This is a genomic window from Streptomyces sp. NPDC055287 (assembly GCF_053646035.1).
In genome coordinates, this window is sequence record NZ_JBSHNE010000078.1 from 1 (window position 1) to 15,835 (window position 15,835).

At 68.1% G+C, this 15,835-nt stretch carries 16 protein-coding genes and 2 pseudogenes; 15 read left to right on the plus strand and 3 right to left on the minus strand.

The features are described 5' to 3' along the window. Together ACWIHY_RS38775 and ACWIHY_RS38780 are read left to right on the plus strand one after the other, a co-directional pair. A pseudogene (locus ACWIHY_RS38775) lies at nucleotides 1-158 on the plus strand (IS5/IS1182 family transposase); the annotation flags it as partial. Between the two features lie 43 nt (nucleotides 159-201). After that, on the plus strand, nucleotides 202-360 hold the full coding sequence (locus ACWIHY_RS38780) for a hypothetical protein (RefSeq protein WP_454381364.1): 159 nt from the start codon (nucleotides 202-204) through the stop codon (nucleotides 358-360). 219 nt (nucleotides 361-579) lie between these two features. Here the strand turns inward: ACWIHY_RS38780 and ACWIHY_RS38785 are convergent, their stop codons facing one another. After that, nucleotides 580-1,176, minus strand: coding sequence for a hypothetical protein (locus tag ACWIHY_RS38785; RefSeq protein ID WP_454381365.1), 597 nt, complete (start codon nucleotides 1,174-1,176; stop codon nucleotides 580-582). Nucleotides 1,177-1,364: 188 nt separating this feature from the next. Between ACWIHY_RS38785 and ACWIHY_RS38790 the strand changes: the two genes are divergently transcribed. The 11 genes from ACWIHY_RS38790 to ACWIHY_RS38840 all read left to right on the plus strand — a co-directional run bounded on the left by ACWIHY_RS38790 (nucleotide 1,365) and on the right by ACWIHY_RS38840 (nucleotide 14,158). Then, complete coding sequence (locus ACWIHY_RS38790) at nucleotides 1,365-1,748, plus strand: hypothetical protein (RefSeq protein ID WP_454381367.1); 384 nt, start codon at nucleotides 1,365-1,367, stop codon at nucleotides 1,746-1,748. After that, entirely contained in the window at nucleotides 1,745-2,572 is an 828-nt protein-coding gene (locus ACWIHY_RS38795; protein ID WP_454381369.1) for a 5'-3' exonuclease, read from the plus strand. The genes ACWIHY_RS38790 and ACWIHY_RS38795 overlap by 4 nt, the downstream gene beginning before the upstream one ends. Further along, nucleotides 2,569-3,339: an HAD family hydrolase gene (locus ACWIHY_RS38800; RefSeq protein WP_454381370.1), complete on the plus strand. Its 771-nt coding sequence runs from the start codon at nucleotides 2,569-2,571 to the stop codon at nucleotides 3,337-3,339. Before ACWIHY_RS38795 ends, ACWIHY_RS38800 begins: the two co-directional genes overlap by 4 nt. 64 nt (nucleotides 3,340-3,403) lie before the next feature. After that, nucleotides 3,404-4,876 carry an aminotransferase class I/II-fold pyridoxal phosphate-dependent enzyme gene (locus ACWIHY_RS38805; RefSeq protein WP_454381371.1) on the plus strand — a complete coding sequence of 491 codons (1,473 nt, stop codon included), beginning with the start codon at nucleotides 3,404-3,406 and terminating at the stop codon, nucleotides 4,874-4,876. 197 nt (nucleotides 4,877-5,073) lie between these two features. Next, on the plus strand, nucleotides 5,074-6,951 hold the full coding sequence (locus ACWIHY_RS38810) for an ATP-binding cassette domain-containing protein (protein ID WP_454381372.1): 1,878 nt from the start codon (nucleotides 5,074-5,076) through the stop codon (nucleotides 6,949-6,951). 293 nt (nucleotides 6,952-7,244) lie between these two features. Continuing rightward, the gene (locus ACWIHY_RS38815; protein ID WP_454381374.1) at nucleotides 7,245-7,541 is read left to right on the plus strand and encodes a hypothetical protein; all 297 of its coding nucleotides are present in this window, start codon (nucleotides 7,245-7,247) and stop codon (nucleotides 7,539-7,541) included. A gap of 82 nt (nucleotides 7,542-7,623) precedes the next feature. Then, entirely contained in the window at nucleotides 7,624-8,229 is a 606-nt protein-coding gene (locus ACWIHY_RS38820; protein WP_454381376.1) for an NUDIX domain-containing protein, read from the plus strand. A gap of 17 nt (nucleotides 8,230-8,246) precedes the next feature. Continuing rightward, a complete protein-coding gene (locus ACWIHY_RS38825; RefSeq protein WP_454381377.1) occupies nucleotides 8,247-8,468 on the plus strand; it encodes a hypothetical protein in 222 nt (73 codons plus the stop codon). Nucleotides 8,469-8,497: 29 nt separating this feature from the next. Then, nucleotides 8,498-9,172 carry a helix-turn-helix domain-containing protein gene (locus tag ACWIHY_RS38830; RefSeq protein ID WP_454381378.1) on the plus strand — a complete coding sequence of 225 codons (675 nt, stop codon included), beginning with the start codon at nucleotides 8,498-8,500 and terminating at the stop codon, nucleotides 9,170-9,172. Between the two features lie 207 nt (nucleotides 9,173-9,379). Then, nucleotides 9,380-9,745, plus strand: coding sequence for a CU044_2847 family protein (locus tag ACWIHY_RS38835; protein WP_383079665.1), 366 nt, complete (start codon nucleotides 9,380-9,382; stop codon nucleotides 9,743-9,745). 48 nt (nucleotides 9,746-9,793) lie between these two features. Continuing rightward, nucleotides 9,794-14,158, plus strand: coding sequence for an nSTAND1 domain-containing NTPase (locus tag ACWIHY_RS38840; RefSeq protein WP_454381380.1), 4,365 nt, complete (start codon nucleotides 9,794-9,796; stop codon nucleotides 14,156-14,158). 221 nt (nucleotides 14,159-14,379) lie between these two features. Here ACWIHY_RS38840 and ACWIHY_RS38845 read toward each other — a convergent pair whose 3' ends face one another. After that, complete coding sequence (locus tag ACWIHY_RS38845) at nucleotides 14,380-14,670, minus strand: transposase (RefSeq protein WP_454381382.1); 291 nt, start codon at nucleotides 14,668-14,670, stop codon at nucleotides 14,380-14,382. Here ACWIHY_RS38845 and ACWIHY_RS38850 point away from each other — a divergent pair. After that, nucleotides 14,645-14,953 carry a WD40 repeat domain-containing protein gene (locus tag ACWIHY_RS38850; protein ID WP_454381383.1) on the plus strand — a complete coding sequence of 103 codons (309 nt, stop codon included), beginning with the start codon at nucleotides 14,645-14,647 and terminating at the stop codon, nucleotides 14,951-14,953. The genes ACWIHY_RS38845 and ACWIHY_RS38850 overlap by 26 nt on opposite strands. Before the next feature lie 48 nt (nucleotides 14,954-15,001). Further along, nucleotides 15,002-15,352, plus strand: coding sequence for a WD40 repeat domain-containing protein (locus ACWIHY_RS38855; RefSeq protein ID WP_454381384.1), 351 nt, complete (start codon nucleotides 15,002-15,004; stop codon nucleotides 15,350-15,352). Between the two features lie 93 nt (nucleotides 15,353-15,445). On the opposite strand, the pseudogene ACWIHY_RS38860 reads toward ACWIHY_RS38855, so the two are convergent. Continuing rightward, nucleotides 15,446-15,754: pseudogene (locus ACWIHY_RS38860) on the minus strand (IS630 family transposase); the annotation flags it as partial. Nucleotides 15,755-15,835 lie beyond the last annotated feature (81 nt).

Sequence of the window (15,835 nt, forward strand, 5' to 3'; positions counted from 1 at the left end):
ACAAGGAACGGAACACCGTCGAACGACTGATCAACAAGCTGAAGGCCTGGCGCGGCATCGCCACCCGGTACGACAAGACCCCGGACAGCTACCTCACAGGCCTCCACCTCCGCGCCGCAATGATCTGGATCGACGACCTGCTCAAGACCACCCAATGATCACGACATCACACAGGCCCTAGCCGGGTGGACCGCCGTACGGATGACAGACAACTACACGCTGTTCGCCGCCACCAAGCCCGAGGCCGAGACCGCCTACCGGCACCTGACCCGCCTGCTCACCGCACACGGGATGAAGCCGGCTCCGGCGAAGTCGAAGATCTGGCGCCCGAACCCGGAAGACCTCTACGCCGCCGGCTGACCCCAAGGAGACGCCCCGTGCCCACGACCAAGGCGCTGCTGTACTGCGCCGTGAACGGCATCCCCAACAACACCAACGGCATCGGCCGCCAGACCACGCCCTGGCCACCCTCGCCCGCCACCACAAGCGCCTGAGCGCACACGCTGGCGCCTTCACGCCCTACCTCGCCGTCCCCGAGCCGGGCCCGGCCACCTGGGGCTACAACGAAGCCGACCTCCTCTACGCCCGCCGCGTCGTCGGACCGCTCGGCGGCGAGGTGATCGCCCTACGACACCAGCCGTCCCTTCTGGCACCCGGACACCTGGCGGCGTCTGTCCAGCGAAGCCGCCCGCCGCCGGGGATCTCGCCGACCGGCACGAGAAGGTACTGGCCATCGGCGTCGACACCCCCTTCGCAGGACTCGCCCACCACGCTGGCGGCCGCGCCAAGGTCGACGTCCTGCTGGCCCTGTTCTCCACCGCCCGCATCACCGAACGCCCCCACCCCGACCCCGGCCGCATCGCCTGGGAGGAAGAGGCCATCGCCGCCGCCAACCTCCACACCCGCGCCTGGGTAGCGGACATCGGCGACTTCCTCACCCGCCACGTCCAGCAGCAGTACGGCCTGAATCCGGCCAAGCTCCGGCCCTGGACGTCCGGTCTCCACCTCACCGCCGCCGACCTCACCCCACCGACCACGAACGAAGCCGAACGCATCGTGCGCGGGCTCGCCATCCCCATCGACCGCCCGGTCGTCGCCGCGATCGGCCGCACCGACCACACCAAGGGCCTCGACCTCCTCATCGAGGCTCTCGCCCCCGTCCACGACCACGTCCATCTCGCGATGGTCGCCGTCCCGACCGACGACGAACGCGCCACCCTCCTGGGTGACTACCGCAACCGCTGCACGGAGCTCCGGCTGAGCGCCACCATCATCGGCCGCTACGACCGCGACGTACCCCGCGCCCTCGCAGCCTGGCCACAGACCCGCGCCATGGCCGTACCAAGCCGGCGAGACCCTGGCCAATGTGGTCTTCGAGACCGGACTGTGGGCCCAGCAACGCCGGAGCCGTCGTCCTGGGGCCGCACATCGACGGCTTCCCCGAACAGATCACCGACGGCGACAATGGCCTGCTCTACGACCCATCCGTTTCCGGCGCCCTGACCGACGGCCTGCGACGGGCGCTCTCGCTGACCGCCGAGCAGCGTGCCCGCCTGCGCGCAGCCGCCCACCGGCGGGTCCTCGCCGAACGCAACGCCGCCGAACATCTCGCCACGCTGCTGACCACGTTCTGGCAGCCCCGTGCCGCCCCGGTGGCTAGACTCCTTGGCCATCCGGCAACGGAGGCCCGTACGCCGCGGTCACAGGCACCCACCAGCGCGCACCACCCCCTGGAGGCCACGCCATGACCGCATCCCTGCTGCTCGTCGACGGCCATTACCTCCTCCACCGGGCCTGGTTCGGCTTCGCCTCCCGCATCTGGAGCGATGACAAGACCATCGACCGCACCGGCGTCTTCGGATTCACCGCGCTTCTGCGCAAGGCCCAGGCCCAGCACGCCACCGGGTTCGAGATCTTCGTGGTATTCGACGCCGAGGACGGATCGCAGACCCGGGCCGGACAAGACAGCGACTACAAGGCCCAGCGTCCCGCGCCGGAGCCCGGCCTGATCGAATCCCTCCCCCTGATCAAGAACGCCCTCGACCACAGCGGCGTCCGCTGGATCGAGCAGGACGGCTGCGAGGCGGACGACGTCATTGCCACCCTGGCCACCCGCGCCCGCGACGACGGCCGCGCGGTCGACATCATGACCACCGACAAGGACTACATCCAGCTCCTGGGCGACCCGAGCGTGCGCCTCCTGAACACCGGCCTCGCCCAGGACCGCCGTTACACCCCCGGCGAGCAGATCCTCCCCCGCTACGGCGTCCTCGCCGAGCAGTGGCCGGACTTCCGCGCCCTGACGGGCGACCCCGCCGACAACATCGTAGGTATCCGCGGCATCGGCCCCAAGACCGCCGCCCGCCTCCTGACCGACGGACGCCGGCTCGAGAACATTCCGGCCGACGAACTGCGTCCGGCCTGGACGGAGCAGTGGCCACAGGTCCTGCGCTGGCGCGAGATGATCAAGCTCGACACGAAGACGGACCTTCCCGACAACGTCCTCACCACTTTGCCCTCTGCGCCGCTGCCCAAGGCTGCGGACGTCTTGAAAGCGCTGGACCTGTGGTGAACGAGCCCAAGATCGCGATATGGGACTTCGACGGGAACCTCGGCCACCGCCGGTATGGAACCTGGGCCGAATGCCTCCTTGAGGTCCTAGACGTGCAGCAGCCCGGCCACCCCTGGGCCTTCCCCGAAGTGTTCGAGGTTCTCGCCACCGGGTTCCCCTGGAACGCCGCCCACGCCCCACACCCGCACCTCTGCGATCCCGACGCCTGGTGGAGCCACGTCACCACCGTCATCACCGCGGCCCTCGCCCAGCTCGGCGTATTCCACCCGCACACCGCGGCGACCGCTACCCGCGCCGCCTACACCGACCCTGCCGCGTGGAGCCTTTACCCCCAGACTCTGCGCGTCCTTGATCAGCTCACAGCGCAGGGCTGGCAGCACGTACTTCTCTCAAACCACGTCCCTGAACTCCCTGCACTCCTCAGTGGCCTTGGTTTGGACACCCGGCTTCAGGTGGTCATCAACTCTGCGGCCAGCGGCTACGAAAAGCCCCACCCCGAAGCGTTCCGCCTCGCCCGGACGGCCGCAGGACCCGCATACCGGCTCGTCATGATTGGCGACAACCCCGAGGCCGACGCCGCCGGGGCCCGCCGCGCCGGCATCGACGCCATCTGGGTACGCCGCAGCCAGCACACCGACACACCCGACCTCGACGCCGCCGCCCACATCCTTCTGGCCCCGGACCCTGTCCGAAACCGGCGGCGCCCAACCCTGCACGAGGTTCCCCCGCTCCGCGCAACTGCCCCCGGAGCCCTGCCGATCCGGTAACCTCGCCGACGTCCGCACCGCGGAAGCCCGGCAGCGCCCCGGTCCATGGCGCACCGGAGCCACCGTGCACGACACCACGCATGCCCCCGCGCAGGCCGACTGCCTCACCGCCTTCGGGGCGCTGCGCGACGGCGTCAACCCAGCCGCCGAGACGTCGATCGAGCTCGGGGAGGGCTGCAATCGCTTCCCACCCTCCCCGGACCTCGCCCGCTACCTCTCCACGCTGCTGGACCGCTTCATCCGTGACGGAACCCTCTCCGCGTATGCCGGACCCCGCCCGGCCGACGCTCGGGCGGCGATGGCTGAACTCCTTGACAGCCACCTCAACATGAGGGTGGACGCGTCGGACATCTTCTTCACTCGCGGCGGCACCGAGGCCATCAGCCTGAGCATCGCGCATCTCGCCGAGACCGGATACGGCCTCGTCCTGCCGCTGCCGAACTACTACGCCTTTGACCAGTGCGCCGTCCGCTGGGGAGCACCGGTGACTGGTTACTACCGGCACGACGGCCTCTGCCATCCCACCGGCGCGGCCCCCGCCCGGCACACCTGTCTCGTCGAGGTCCTCCCCAACGGCGTCACCGGCGCCCGCCACGCCCTTCCGGATCAGGCCGAGCCGGACTTCGCCCTCATCGACGTCCCTTTCCAGGTCGGGGCCGAAGGCCCGCAGCCGGCCGCGATACTCCGAGACCGCGTCCACGGCATCGACCTGGACAACGCCGCCCTGATCCTCACCGCCTCGAAGGACCTCTCCCTGCCCGGCCTGCGCGCGGCCGTCGTCGTCACCAGGAAAAAAGCACTGCTACAGCACCTCGCCCGCGACCGGTTCGAGCGGATGGCCATGAGCGGCGACCCCGTCGGCGAGGTCGTCATGCTCTTCTACGCCTCCCTGCTCACCGTGGTGGAGGCCCCCGCCGAGCAGACGGGCAAGCTCGTTCAGATTGTCCAGGACACCGTCCGCCGAGCCGGTCTGCCTGCACTCCCCGACGAGGAGACCTACCGCAGTGCCCGCGACCACCTGACCGTCATGAGCGAGCGCTTCCGCCACAACGCTCGCGCACTCGAAGCCCCCACATCGCCGCTGGGACGCATCACGGGCCTAGAGCCGGCCGCGGGCTACTCCGCGTTCGCCGAACTCCGCGCCCCCCCAGGAAGGCTTCCTCCAATGGGTCGTACGGTGCGGGCGAGCGGGGCTACGGCTCAACCCGACCGTCGTCCACGGCGGTACCTCCGCGGCGTGGGAGGCACTGTACCCAGAGCGCCAACTGCTACGGATCAACCTCTCGGAAGACCCGGCAACCCTCGACCACGGCCTGAGCCTCCTCAACCGCCACATCTCCCACCCCCAGCCGTGTGGGGCCTCTCGAGGCGACCGCGCAAGCCCCTGATCGGGTGCCCCGGGCCCACAACCACTCGAACGTGTGAGTTCGAAACCGCCCAGGCAAGCAGGGACTGCCTTGCACGCCAAGGCCGCATTCACGTTCGAGGCTTTCGCTCTTCTGGGGCCGTTACGGCCCCAGATCTGCGCCGTTCTTAGAGCACCAGTACGCCCGGCCCCGCTCGCACCCCCCATCTGGAGGACGCCATGAATCCTGTGCCCGCTCCCGTGAACGGCCCTGCCGTGTTCGAGCAGCAGCGCCTCGCCGCCTCGCCCCGGATGCTGTACGGGCGCCGTGTTGACGCCCCCGTGGCCCGTGCCCGCCGCTCATCACACCCGGATACGAGGTGCGGGGCATGAGCGGGGAAGGCGCTGCGAAGGCGGAGTCCGAGCAGGAGGTTTCGCAGTCAGAGCGGCTGCTGTTCGGCGGCGAGCTGGCGTACGACATCGGGTGGAACCGGCACCAGGGGGCATGGCTGGCCCTGGACCTGTGGGCGATGGCCCGCACGCTGCCGAAGCTGGTGGGTATCGCGGTCCGGCTGGCGCACCAGGCCGACGCGCGGGCACTGCGCATTGTGTGGATCGCGGAGCTGGGCCGGGGTATCGCGCAGGCGGTCGGGCTGGTCGCGGTCAACTCGGTCCTGGGACATCTACTGGTAGGCGGTTCGACGGTCGAGCGGCTGGAATTGGCGATGCCCGCGCTCATGGCCGTCGCCGCTACCGCGCTGCTGGGCTCCGTCCTGCAGTCGGCGTCGACGTCGGCCACCGGGGCACTGGAGCCGAAGGTGCAGCGGGTGGCGACGGAGCGGTACCTGTCGCTCGTCGCCCGGGTGGAGCTGTCGGCGATCGAGGACGATGAGTTCCACCGGCTACTGGACTCCGCCAGTTACGGGGCGGATTCGGCCCGGCGGATGGTCAAGTACTGCACCTCGGTTCTCAACTCACTGATCTCGCTGGTCGCCGCGGCCGGCGTGCTGACCGTCCTGCACTGGGCGCTTCTGCCGCTGCTGATCGCGATGACACTGCCGAGCGCGTGGAGTTCGCTGACGATCGCCAAGATGTGCTACATCTCCTTTCATCAGTTCGTTCAGCATGCCCGTGCCGGGCAGTTGTTGGGCCGGCTGCTGATCGACCAGCAGGCCGCCGCCGAAGTCCGCGTCCACGACGTCGGCCCATTCCTGCTCACCCACTTTCGCGGCATGGCGCAGACCAGTGAGCGGGAACAGACCCGCCTGGCGAGCGAGGCCGCGCGCAAGGGGCTGATCGCCGACGGCGCCACTGGGCTGGCCACGGTCATCACCTACGGGGTGCTGGGTGTGCTGCTGTGGACTGGGGGGATGGACCTGGCGGTGGCCGGCACCGCGGTGCTGGCCATCCGCACCGGCTCGGGCAGTCTCGACCAGCTCGTTCTGCAGATCACCGACCTGCACCAGGAAGCCCTGTTCGTCGCCGACTTCGAGAAGCTGTGCCGGGAAGCCGCCGAGCGGGCCATCCCCGCCACCGGAGTCGACCTGCCCGAGCAGGTGGACGAGATCCGCTTCGAGAAGGTCACCTTCACCTACCCCGGCAGCACCACGCCGGAGCCCTCCCTGCGCGAGGTCGACGTCACCATTCCAGCCGGAAAGATCGTCGCCCTGGTGGGCAACAACGGCAGCGGCAAGTCGACCCTGGTGAAGCTGTTGTGCGGCCTGTACCGGGTCAACATCGGCATCGGCCGCTCCAGCGGCCCGATGGACGACACCGCGATCGAGGCGGCGGCCGCCTACGCCGGGGCAGACGAGGTCCTGGCGAAGCTGCCGCGGGGCCTGTCCACGCTGCTGGCCCGCGGCTACAAGGGCGGGCACCAGATCTCCGGCGGTCAGTGGCAAAGAATTGGGATCGCGCGGGCGCGGTTTCGCAGTGCCCAGGTGCTGATCGTGGACGAACCGACCAGCGCCCTGGACGCGGTCGCCGAGCAGCGGGTGTTCGACCAGATCCGCAACCTCGCCGCCGAGGGCCAGACGATCATTTTGATCACCCACCGGCTGCACTCGGTGCGTCACGCGGACCTGATCTACGTCCTCGACCAGGGGCGGATCGCCGAAGCCGGCACATTCGAGGAGCTCATGGATCCGGATACAGGCACGGGCGCGTTCAGGAATTCCTACCTGCTGCAGTCGCGCGCCTACGACCACACGATCCCCGCTCAGCGCGACAAGACGGTGGATGACGAGCCGGCTGGGGAGCACGCATGAGAGCGGCCCCACAGACCGAAATCACCCTTACCACCGCCTTGCTGGCCGAGGAGGTGCCGCGTGACGCGTTGTGCTGACATGTGCTCGGGCTTGGCCATGGCGTTCTGGGCAGATGCGATGGGGGCATCGGTGCGCGCAACAGGAGCGGTAGCTGGCCGCCGGGCGGGCTGCCGGGTATCGGGCCAGGGTTTACCCGCAGGCTCCGCATACGCCCGGCTCGGCGGGGCGGCGGACCTGTGGTGAACCTGCCCGGCCCCCGCCCCGCCTCTGCTACCGATGGTGGGAAGGCGTCCTTGCGAGGCCATCGTGCGTCCACCGTCTGCCTGTCGGGAGAGGCGGCCGGCCTGCTCGGTACGTCGGTGCATGCAGTCGCGCTGCCCGCCCTGTCTGTACTCGAACTGAAGGCCGGCCGGGAGCAGGTCGCGACCCTCCTGGCCCGAGCACGCGGGCAATGGGAAGAGGTCCTGACCGGGCGGAAGGCTCTGCGCCTGGATGACCAGGCCCTGGTCCCGAACGGACTGCGGACCGGCCGGGCAACGCCGGAGCTCCAGCGGGCCTCGGTGCTGCTGGAAGAGGCCGGACTGTGGTGAACCTGCCGCCGCCTCGGCTGGTGAACCGCCACCCGTCCCAGCCGGTTGTCCCCCTTTGCATCCCCACCTCAAGGAGCCTGAGATGACCCTGTCCAATGACCCACGAGGGACTGCTGCGCTGCTGGTCGACTCCCGTGGCCGCTACCTGCTGCACCTACGCGACGCCAACAAGAAGATCTGCGACCCGGGAACGTGGAGCATCCCGGGCGGCGACCGCGAAGGAACGGAGTCCTCACGTCAGGCGGTGGAGCGGGAACTGCTGGAGGAGACCGGCCTGGTAGTTCCGCTGGAGGAGTTCACGGTGGTCGACTCCCTGGGCCCCGACGGGACCACAGGCCGGATTCGCGTCTACCTCGGAACCTGGGACGGCAACGCCGATGAACTGCCGTGCCCCGAGGGCATCATGTTCCGCCATTTCGACGCCGCCACCATCCCGTACCTGACGATGTGCCCGTGGACGAAGGAGGTCATCGACCTCCACCAGGCCCAGGTCCCCGCCCGGCCCCCCGTTCCGGCGCAGGCCCGCCCCGGCGGTCAGGCACGCCTGAACGTCGTCGGCGTGCACCTCTACCTGGAGCAGGACGGCAAGGTACTGCTCGGCCTCCGGCACCCCGACGCCGCAAAAGTCAGTTGTCGGGATCGATGTTGTCGGATCGGTCGTCGGCCCCATTTCCCCCGCATCTGCTGATCAACCGATGGACTGCGGTGGACACCACCCACTCGGCCATCGGCGGAAACACGTTCAGTACGGGCTTCCGACCCACCGCACTCACGATGGCGACGCTGCGTCAGGACCGGATCCGCCACGAGGCATTCGAGGTCGACGACCCACTGCACCTGATGCGCCTGTTCGGCATCGGCGCCCAGACCGCGATGCGGTACATCACCGCTGCCCGCCCCGAACGCACCGCGAAGCTGCCACGGTAAGCACGGCCGGACCGGGGGTTGGGTCGAGGATGCCGCACGAGCTCGAGGAACAGGAGGCCATCGGCCGCAGGATCAAGCGGCAGAGGCTCAACCTCGGCATGCCACAGGCCGATCTGGGAGCGGCGGTCGGCAAGACGCAGGACTGGGGGTCCAAGGTCAAGGCGGGAAAGATCGAGCTCGACAGCGCCGGACTGATCAACCAGATCGCCGCCGCACTGCACTGCCACCTGAACACCTGCTGGAGCGGCCGTACGTCGGAAGCACCGACGAGAACCAATGCAGGCCGCAGTCACGTCCATCGTCACAGCTGCGTGCGATGCCCCGTCCTTCGCGTCGGCCCCGCTCAGCGGCCCCGGCTTGAGGAAATCCGCAACAACCTGACCGACTGGATCACCGAAACCGAGCGAGAAGGCTGGCTTGGCGAGGCCGAGGGCCTGCGCGTCAGTCTTGCCGCCGCAGATGACAAGCTGGTCCAACTCGACGAACGCAGCCGCCGGGCCATCACCTTCAACCTTGGCATCCCGGCCTTCGGCGAGATCGCCGGCCGGACCGCCACCGTTACCGTGACTCCGACGAGGAGCCGAGACGTTCGCGGACAAGTCACCGGACCGAGGGACCAGGCGGTGAACCCTCCGGGCAGCAGCACCACCGCTGCCAGGGCGCGCTCAGCCGTGCGGTGCGGTTTGCGTCGTGCCATCTCGTGACATGCACGTGCCTTTCGGGTTGGTGGGGTCCGGCGTCCGGAAGCGCCGCGTCCACCGAGTCCGACTCGGGTGGGGCTTCACCACTTGTACGTTCGAATGTCATGAGTGAGTAACTGGAACGCGAAGCGGGCCGTGCCGACGACCTCCACCGGCGAACCGTGCACGGGATTCGTTATGCTCTCCAGCTTCCGAGTGCTGGAGGACGCAGTGAGTGAACGCCCTGTCCACACGGTTGAGGTGCCCCTCCGTGACGGTGACGAAGAGACAATACGGGTGCAGATCCGCGAAGTGGACGAATCCCTGGTGCGGGTGGGTCGCGGTGGCCGTTCCGTGGCGCGGGCCCAGAGATCGTTCGGCGAGATGCTGGACACCGTACGGCCCGTCGCGGAGAGCTTCGTCGGACGGTTCCGGGGACTGGCCAACGCGCCTGATGAGATCACTCTGGAGTTCGGGGTGTCGCTGTCGGCCGAGGCCGATGTGGTCATCGCGAGCACCGCCACTGCGGCGAACTTTTCTGTGACCCTCACATGGAACAGGAGAGACGATCCTGAGACAACGGTCAATAACTCGTGAGAAGTTGAGCCGGTGGGGATTGTTGGGCCGTGGTGAAACGGAGGCCATGTGACGGGGGCGGAGCCGCAGGAGCCTGACGAGGCGCTGGTCTCGTCGGTCGTCCGGATCAAGGGACAGAACGGTGAGCCCGTGGGCACGGGCTTCCTCCTGGCACCGGACGTCGTGCTGACCTGCGCCCATGTGGTGGCGTACGCCTCGGGGGAGGAACACGGCACGGCGAAGGTGGCGGCCGGGACCCCGGTCACGCTGGACATGCCGCTGGACGTGGACCTGGCGGGGCGGTCTTGGACCGCCGAGGTCGAACACTGCGTCGAGGAGAAGGACGATCGCACCGGGGACGTCGCGGTCCTGCGCGTACGGGGCGCGATACCGGGCGGCCGTCCGCTGGCCCTGGCCGAGCCCGCGACCGCCTGGGACAAGAGAGTCGGCATCGTCGGATTCACGGGACGACGGCCGGGTGGATCCTGGTACTGGGGAGTCCTCGGCGGGCCGACGGAGGAGGGCTGGCGACAGCTCTCTCGGACCGATGAGACCAGGCCCTACATCGAGGAGGGCTTCAGCGGCAGCCCTGTCTGGGATTCCCGCGGCCGTGCGGTCGTGGGCCTCGTCGCGGTGACCCAGCGGGGGCGCAACGAGGCCCAACAGACGTTCGTGATCCGCGCGAGCACGGTGCTGAGGCTCATCCCCGAACTTGAGAAGATCGTGGAACCGCCGTCGCCCTTCCGGAGCCTCAAGACCTTCCAAGAGTGCGACGTGGACGTCTACTTCGGCCGTGACGACGACAAGGCGAAGGTGACCAGAGCCCTGCTGGGCGGGCGCCCGAGCGTCACCGTGTACGGGCCGTCGGGCTCGGGCAAGTCGTCGCTCGCGCTGGCCGGTGTGGTGCCCAAGATGCGTGAGAAGGGGTACGACGTCCTGGTGGTGGACGCCGGGCCAGTCTCCTCGCCGCTGGCCGCGCTCGCCACCGAGCTGTACGAGGCCTACGGCACTGGGCGGCACGGGGCGCAGAACGCCGGTGAAGTACAGGAGTGGCTCACGGAGCTGGGGCTCGTGGACACCCTCCATCGCCTGCGTGGGAAGTCGGGCGGCAAGCTCCTCGTCGTACTCGACCAGGCCGAAGCACTGCTTGCCGGCAAGGACACCGAGGTCGCCAAGGCGGTCGATGTGCTCTTCCCGGAGAACCGGCCGGTCGGCGCGCCCAGCGTCCTGGTCACACTCCGGGCCGACTTCATCGACGCCGCCCTCAGACACCCGAGCCTCGGTGCCGCGCTGCAACGCGGAGACACCCTGCCGCTGACGCCGATGTCCCGCAAGCAGCTCACGGATGTGATCACCAAGCCGCTGAATGACCTCCCGGGCGTCGCCGTGACCTACGAACCAGGGCTCGTCGAACGGATCCTGGACGATGCCAGCACCGAAGCGGGGACACTGCCGCTCCTCGGCTTCGTCCTGGAAAAGCTATGGGAGGGCAAGGAGGGCGGCCGGCTCCGGAAGGCGACGTACGAGGAGGCTGGTGGTATCTCCGGCGCGCTGGCAGGCCATGCCACGCAGGCCTGGGACGAGTGTGTCACAGACGAGGAGAAACAGAAGGACGGCGAGGCGAGTCGACTGCTCACCGGGCTCGTCCGGGTGCTGCCCGGCAGCCCTCATCCGCTGCGCCGCAGGCTCACCCGGCAGGAGGCGGGCGACAAGCGATGGGACATCGCGATCCGGCTCGCCAGCTCCGAGCGCCGACTGCTCGTCGTCCACGGCGGGCAGGGAGAACCGGAGGCCGTCGAACTGGCCCATGAAGCGCTGGTCACCGAATGGCCGGCCCTCCAGGAGCAGGTGCGATCCGACAACGAGTTCCTGGCGGCGCGGTGGGAACTCGCCCATGAGCGTGAGCGGTGGGCCGACGGGGACAAGGCGGCAGGGCTGTTACCCGGGGGGCTCCAACTCGCCGGTCTGGAACGACACTTGAAAAACCGGGAGGCCGAACTCGACCCGGACGAACGGAATTTCCTCGAACTCACGCGGCAGCGCCGCCGCGCGCGACGGAACCGGCTGCGCGCCGCGTGGATCGCGACCGCCGTGGTGCTCGCGGTGATCGCCGGGCTCGGCACGTTCCTCGTCTACCAGGGGAAGGTCAGCGAACGGCGGGACGCGGAGGCACGCTCCCGGGCGATGTCCGTCCTCGCGGGCCAGTTAGACAGGAGTGACCCGGGACAGGCCGCACTCGTCGCCATGGCGGCGTACGAGATCGCGCCGACGCAGGAGGCCCGCAACGCCGTGCTGCGCGGATACGACCGGTTCAAGCGGGCCGACTGGGTGCTCAGCGGCACCGAGGGGAAGATCGTCGATACGGCGATGAGCACCGACGGCACGGTAACGCTGGTGACAACCCAGCTCGGGCGTGCGTCACTATTCGTCCGCAGAGCCGGGAAGAGCATCATGAGTACGCGGCTTCGTCTCAATGAGATGGCCTTCCGCCCGATGGTCAGCAGGGACGGGCGGCGGATCGCCTATACGTCGGGAGCAGGCGCGCTGGTATGGCACGACCTCGATCCGGAGGCGGACAGTACGGCGGAACTGCTGGGGCCGGCACACACGATCCGTAACGGCGAGTTCATGGACAGGGCTGAGGAACAGGGGCACAGCAGCGATCAGGTCCATACCGCGGACTTTTCCCCGGACGCCCGGCGAGTGGTCACGGTGGCAGCCGACGGGCGGCTGCGGCTGTGGGATCTGGAGACGCGACGGCATGAGGGACTTCCCTCGCGGCTGCCCGCGTTCGAGGCCGTGTGGTTCGGATCCGACGGCGACACGCTTGTGGCCCAGCGGCGCAAAGCCGACAAGGACGCGTTCGTGGCGGTGAACACCGGTACCGGCAGGATCCGCGAGCTGGCGACCGGCGTGGGGACCTTCTCTCCCACCGACGGCGTGTACAGCGCCCCCGCGGTCAGTCTCTCGGGCGACGGTGGGGTGCTGGCGTGGTGCCGGGTGGAGCCTGACAAGGACGACTTCAACAACAACGGTGTATACCGTTTCGTGCGCGTGGGTGACGGGCGGGTGCTGAACCGCTACAGCAGCGATTCGTACGGCTGCGACGGTGTCTCTCTGAACGAGTCGGGGCAGCGTTTCGCGGTGTACGGCGGCGAGTGGGTGCTCGGTGACAATCGACAAGGCGGGGGAGAGAGGAAGGCGATGGGGCCGAAGCCGGCCAACTTCGGCAACCGGCTTCTCGGGGATTCGGCCCATCCCGTAGTCACCACCTGGGACGAGACGACGGTGACGGGGCTGTCCCTGCAACCGATCAGCGGCAGTGAGTACAACATGGTCGCCAGCAACCCGGTGCTGATCGACGAAGGTCGTATCCAGGTGGCCCAGGTGACCCGGACCAGGGGCTCCTCCGGCCTCACCGCTGAAAAGCTCGTGCTCTACGACGTGGTGACCGACAAGGTGACGACCGAGGTGAAGCGGCCCACGACGGATGCGCCCACGGACCCGGATCCCGCCAACGTACTGGCGGTGAACGAGGCCGAGACTCTGGTAGCCGACGTGGTGGGACGCAACAAGATCCTTATCCGGAGCCTTCCGTCCCTGCGCGAGGTTGCGGAGATCACCACGCTCATGCCCCCTGTCCGTAAGGACGGGAAGGCGGAGCCGCTGTCGCTCTTCTTTGCGAGAGAAAACGAACTGATCACGCAGTCCGGCAGCCGGATCGAGCGATGGAACACCAGGGAGGGTCGACGGCTCTCAGAACCTGTGGACTCGCGTGACCTCGGGCTCGCCAAGGAGAACCCACCGCTGTACACCTCGGAGGAGAAGCCCCTTGACTCCGGCTTCGCGGTGAACAGGCGCCCCGAGCCGGGATACGTACAGATCATGGTCCGGGGTTACCCGACGCTGCACGCCATCGATCTGCGCACAGGCAAGGAGGACAAGGCGCTGAGTGTCAGCCTCGCGCCGGACAACGACCGCGCGTTTCTCGACAGCAGTGGGCGATATGCGGCCGCGAAGACGAAGGGGGCCATGCTGGAGCTGTGGTCGGTGCGGCCGGGGCGAGAGGCCCACAGAGTGGTGGGTCCGCTAGGGCCAGTGGGAGCGAACGACGTGTCCTGGGGGGATGGGTTCCGGCTCGGCTTCACCGGGCACGGGACCGAGTTCTTCGTGGCCAACGGGAACTCCGTGCGTTTCCAGCGGGCGGACGACCCCAGCCACTTCGACTCTTACGACTTCGCGGAGGACCAGCACTTCGTCGCCGCGAGCAGGGACGGCAAGGCGTTGGTCAGGGTCGTCGACGGCAGCGGGGACCTGATCCGCCTCGATCCCGACCTGTGGAAACGCCACCTGTGCGACGTCGTCGGCCGTGACCTCACTCAGGACGAACGCCGTGGGATGCCCGGCGGACTCCCGGACCGGATCTGCTCCTGAACACGGGCGACCAGTGGGCACTCGGTGAAGGGGGGAACCCCTTGGACGGTCTCGGGTGCAAGGGGTTCTTCCGGGCGAGGACCGAACCTAGTCCTAACCTGGTCCCGGACTTCACAGGTCCCTCGATCGTGAAGATCAAGTGGTCATAGCCAGCCAAGCGACGGTCGACTCGGACGTGCACTGAGCTTGTTCCGCTTTGACGGACACCGTCGGTGTGGTGGTCAGGCTGCGAGTGCGTTCTCGTATTCGGCGGGACTGCGGTAGCCGAGGCTGCTGTGCAGTCGGTGCAAGTTGTACCAGCCCTCGATGAAGTCGAAGATCGCGGTGCGGGCGGCGGCCCGGCTGGGCCAGGGGCTTGTGTTGAGCAACTCCCGTTTGATGGTGGCGAAGAACGACTCGGCGAGCGCGTTGTCCCAGCACTGCCCGGTGCGACCGACGGACAGGCGGACGCCGGACTCCGTTGCCAGAGTGGCGAATTGCTGACTGGTGTACTGGCAGCCGCGATTTGACATCTCCCGCCCCAGCAGGCCTAAACAACTTGGCGATCCTCTCGTCGGACCTATCGACTACTCCTCCGCAGACCCTGAGGACCACATCGTCTCCCTGTCCTTCAGCCCCGATGGGAAAACACTAGTGGGCACAGACGCCGGATACCTCAGGCTGTGGGACACCGAAGACCCTGCGCAACCCAAGGAGCACAAGAGGATCCGGGCGGCAAAGGGCGGCGTGACTGAAGTCCTCTTCCTCCCGCACAGGGAGACCCTCGTAACGGCCGATCTCGACGGCACCGCATAGCTCTGGAATGCCTCCAATCCGGCCCGTCTCACCCCGATCGGGGACCCTTTGATCGGCCACAATGACGGCGTCCTTGCCGTGACGGCCAGCCGTGACGGGCGCGTCCTCGCCACCGCCGGCGACAACCAGACCATTGGCCTATGGGATGTCTCGTCACTGACGCATCCAAAGCCCCTCGGGCAGCCACTCACAGGTCACGCCCGAGCGGTGGTCGCCTTGGCCTTCGATTCGGCCGCGAACACGCTCTACAGCGCTGGAGCCGATGGCGGAACGCGCCTCTGGAACCTGCAGCCGCAGCACGCAGTGCAAGATCTCTGCCAGGCCATGGGCAAGACACTGACACGAAACGAGTGGAAGCGCCGGATACCTCAAATTCCTTACCGGCCGACCTGCCCCTGACGGACCGGATGCAGCTCAGGGGGTGTCCGCTGGCGTCGTCGAGGGGCTGCTGCGCTAGTGTGATGCGCCTGAAATGGCGACTCTAATTAGCTGTCAGGTATTGATGGTTGGTGGGTTGATTTTGGTGAGGTAGTCGGCCAGGGAGTTGAGGATCTCGTCGGCGGTCTTGGTCCAGGTGAACGGCCTGGGGTCCTGGTTCCACCGCTCGATCCATGCTCGGATGTCGCGCTCCAGGGCTTTGACGGATGTGTGAACGCCGCGGCGGACGAGTTTGTCCGTCAGGAGGCCGAACCACCGCTCGACCTGGTTCATCCAGGAGGAGCCGGTGGGGGTGAAGTGGACGTGGAAGCGGGGGTGTTTACCGAGCCACGTCCTGATCTCAGCGGTGTTGTGGGTGGCGTAGACGCCCCTATGTTTCGTCAAGCGGCGAAGGAACGCGGATGGCCGTCATCGGCTGGATGTGACGGTAGATCTCGCGGGCTA

What these genes read in the sequence shown, in the direction of transcription:
- ACWIHY_RS38795 (WP_454381369.1), top strand. Translation starts at nt 1,745, where the DNA reads ATGACCGCATCCCTGCTGCTCGTCGACGGCCATTACCTCCTCCACCGG.
- ACWIHY_RS38820 (WP_454381376.1), top strand. Translation starts at nt 7,624, where the DNA reads ATGACCCTGTCCAATGACCCACGAGGGACTGCTGCGCTGCTGGTCGAC.
- ACWIHY_RS38780 (WP_454381364.1), top strand. Translation starts at nt 202, where the DNA reads ATGACAGACAACTACACGCTGTTCGCCGCCACCAAGCCCGAGGCCGAG.
- ACWIHY_RS38790 (WP_454381367.1), top strand. Translation starts at nt 1,365, where the DNA reads ATGTGGTCTTCGAGACCGGACTGTGGGCCCAGCAACGCCGGAGCCGTC.
- ACWIHY_RS38845 (WP_454381382.1), bottom strand. Translation starts at nt 14,670, where the DNA reads ATGTCAAATCGCGGCTGCCAGTACACCAGTCAGCAATTCGCCACTCTG.
- ACWIHY_RS38830 (WP_454381378.1), top strand. Translation starts at nt 8,498, where the DNA reads ATGCCGCACGAGCTCGAGGAACAGGAGGCCATCGGCCGCAGGATCAAG.
- ACWIHY_RS38785 (WP_454381365.1), bottom strand. Translation starts at nt 1,176, where the DNA reads ATGGACGTGGTCGTGGACGGGGGCGAGAGCCTCGATGAGGAGGTCGAG.
- ACWIHY_RS38810 (WP_454381372.1), top strand. Translation starts at nt 5,074, where the DNA reads ATGAGCGGGGAAGGCGCTGCGAAGGCGGAGTCCGAGCAGGAGGTTTCG.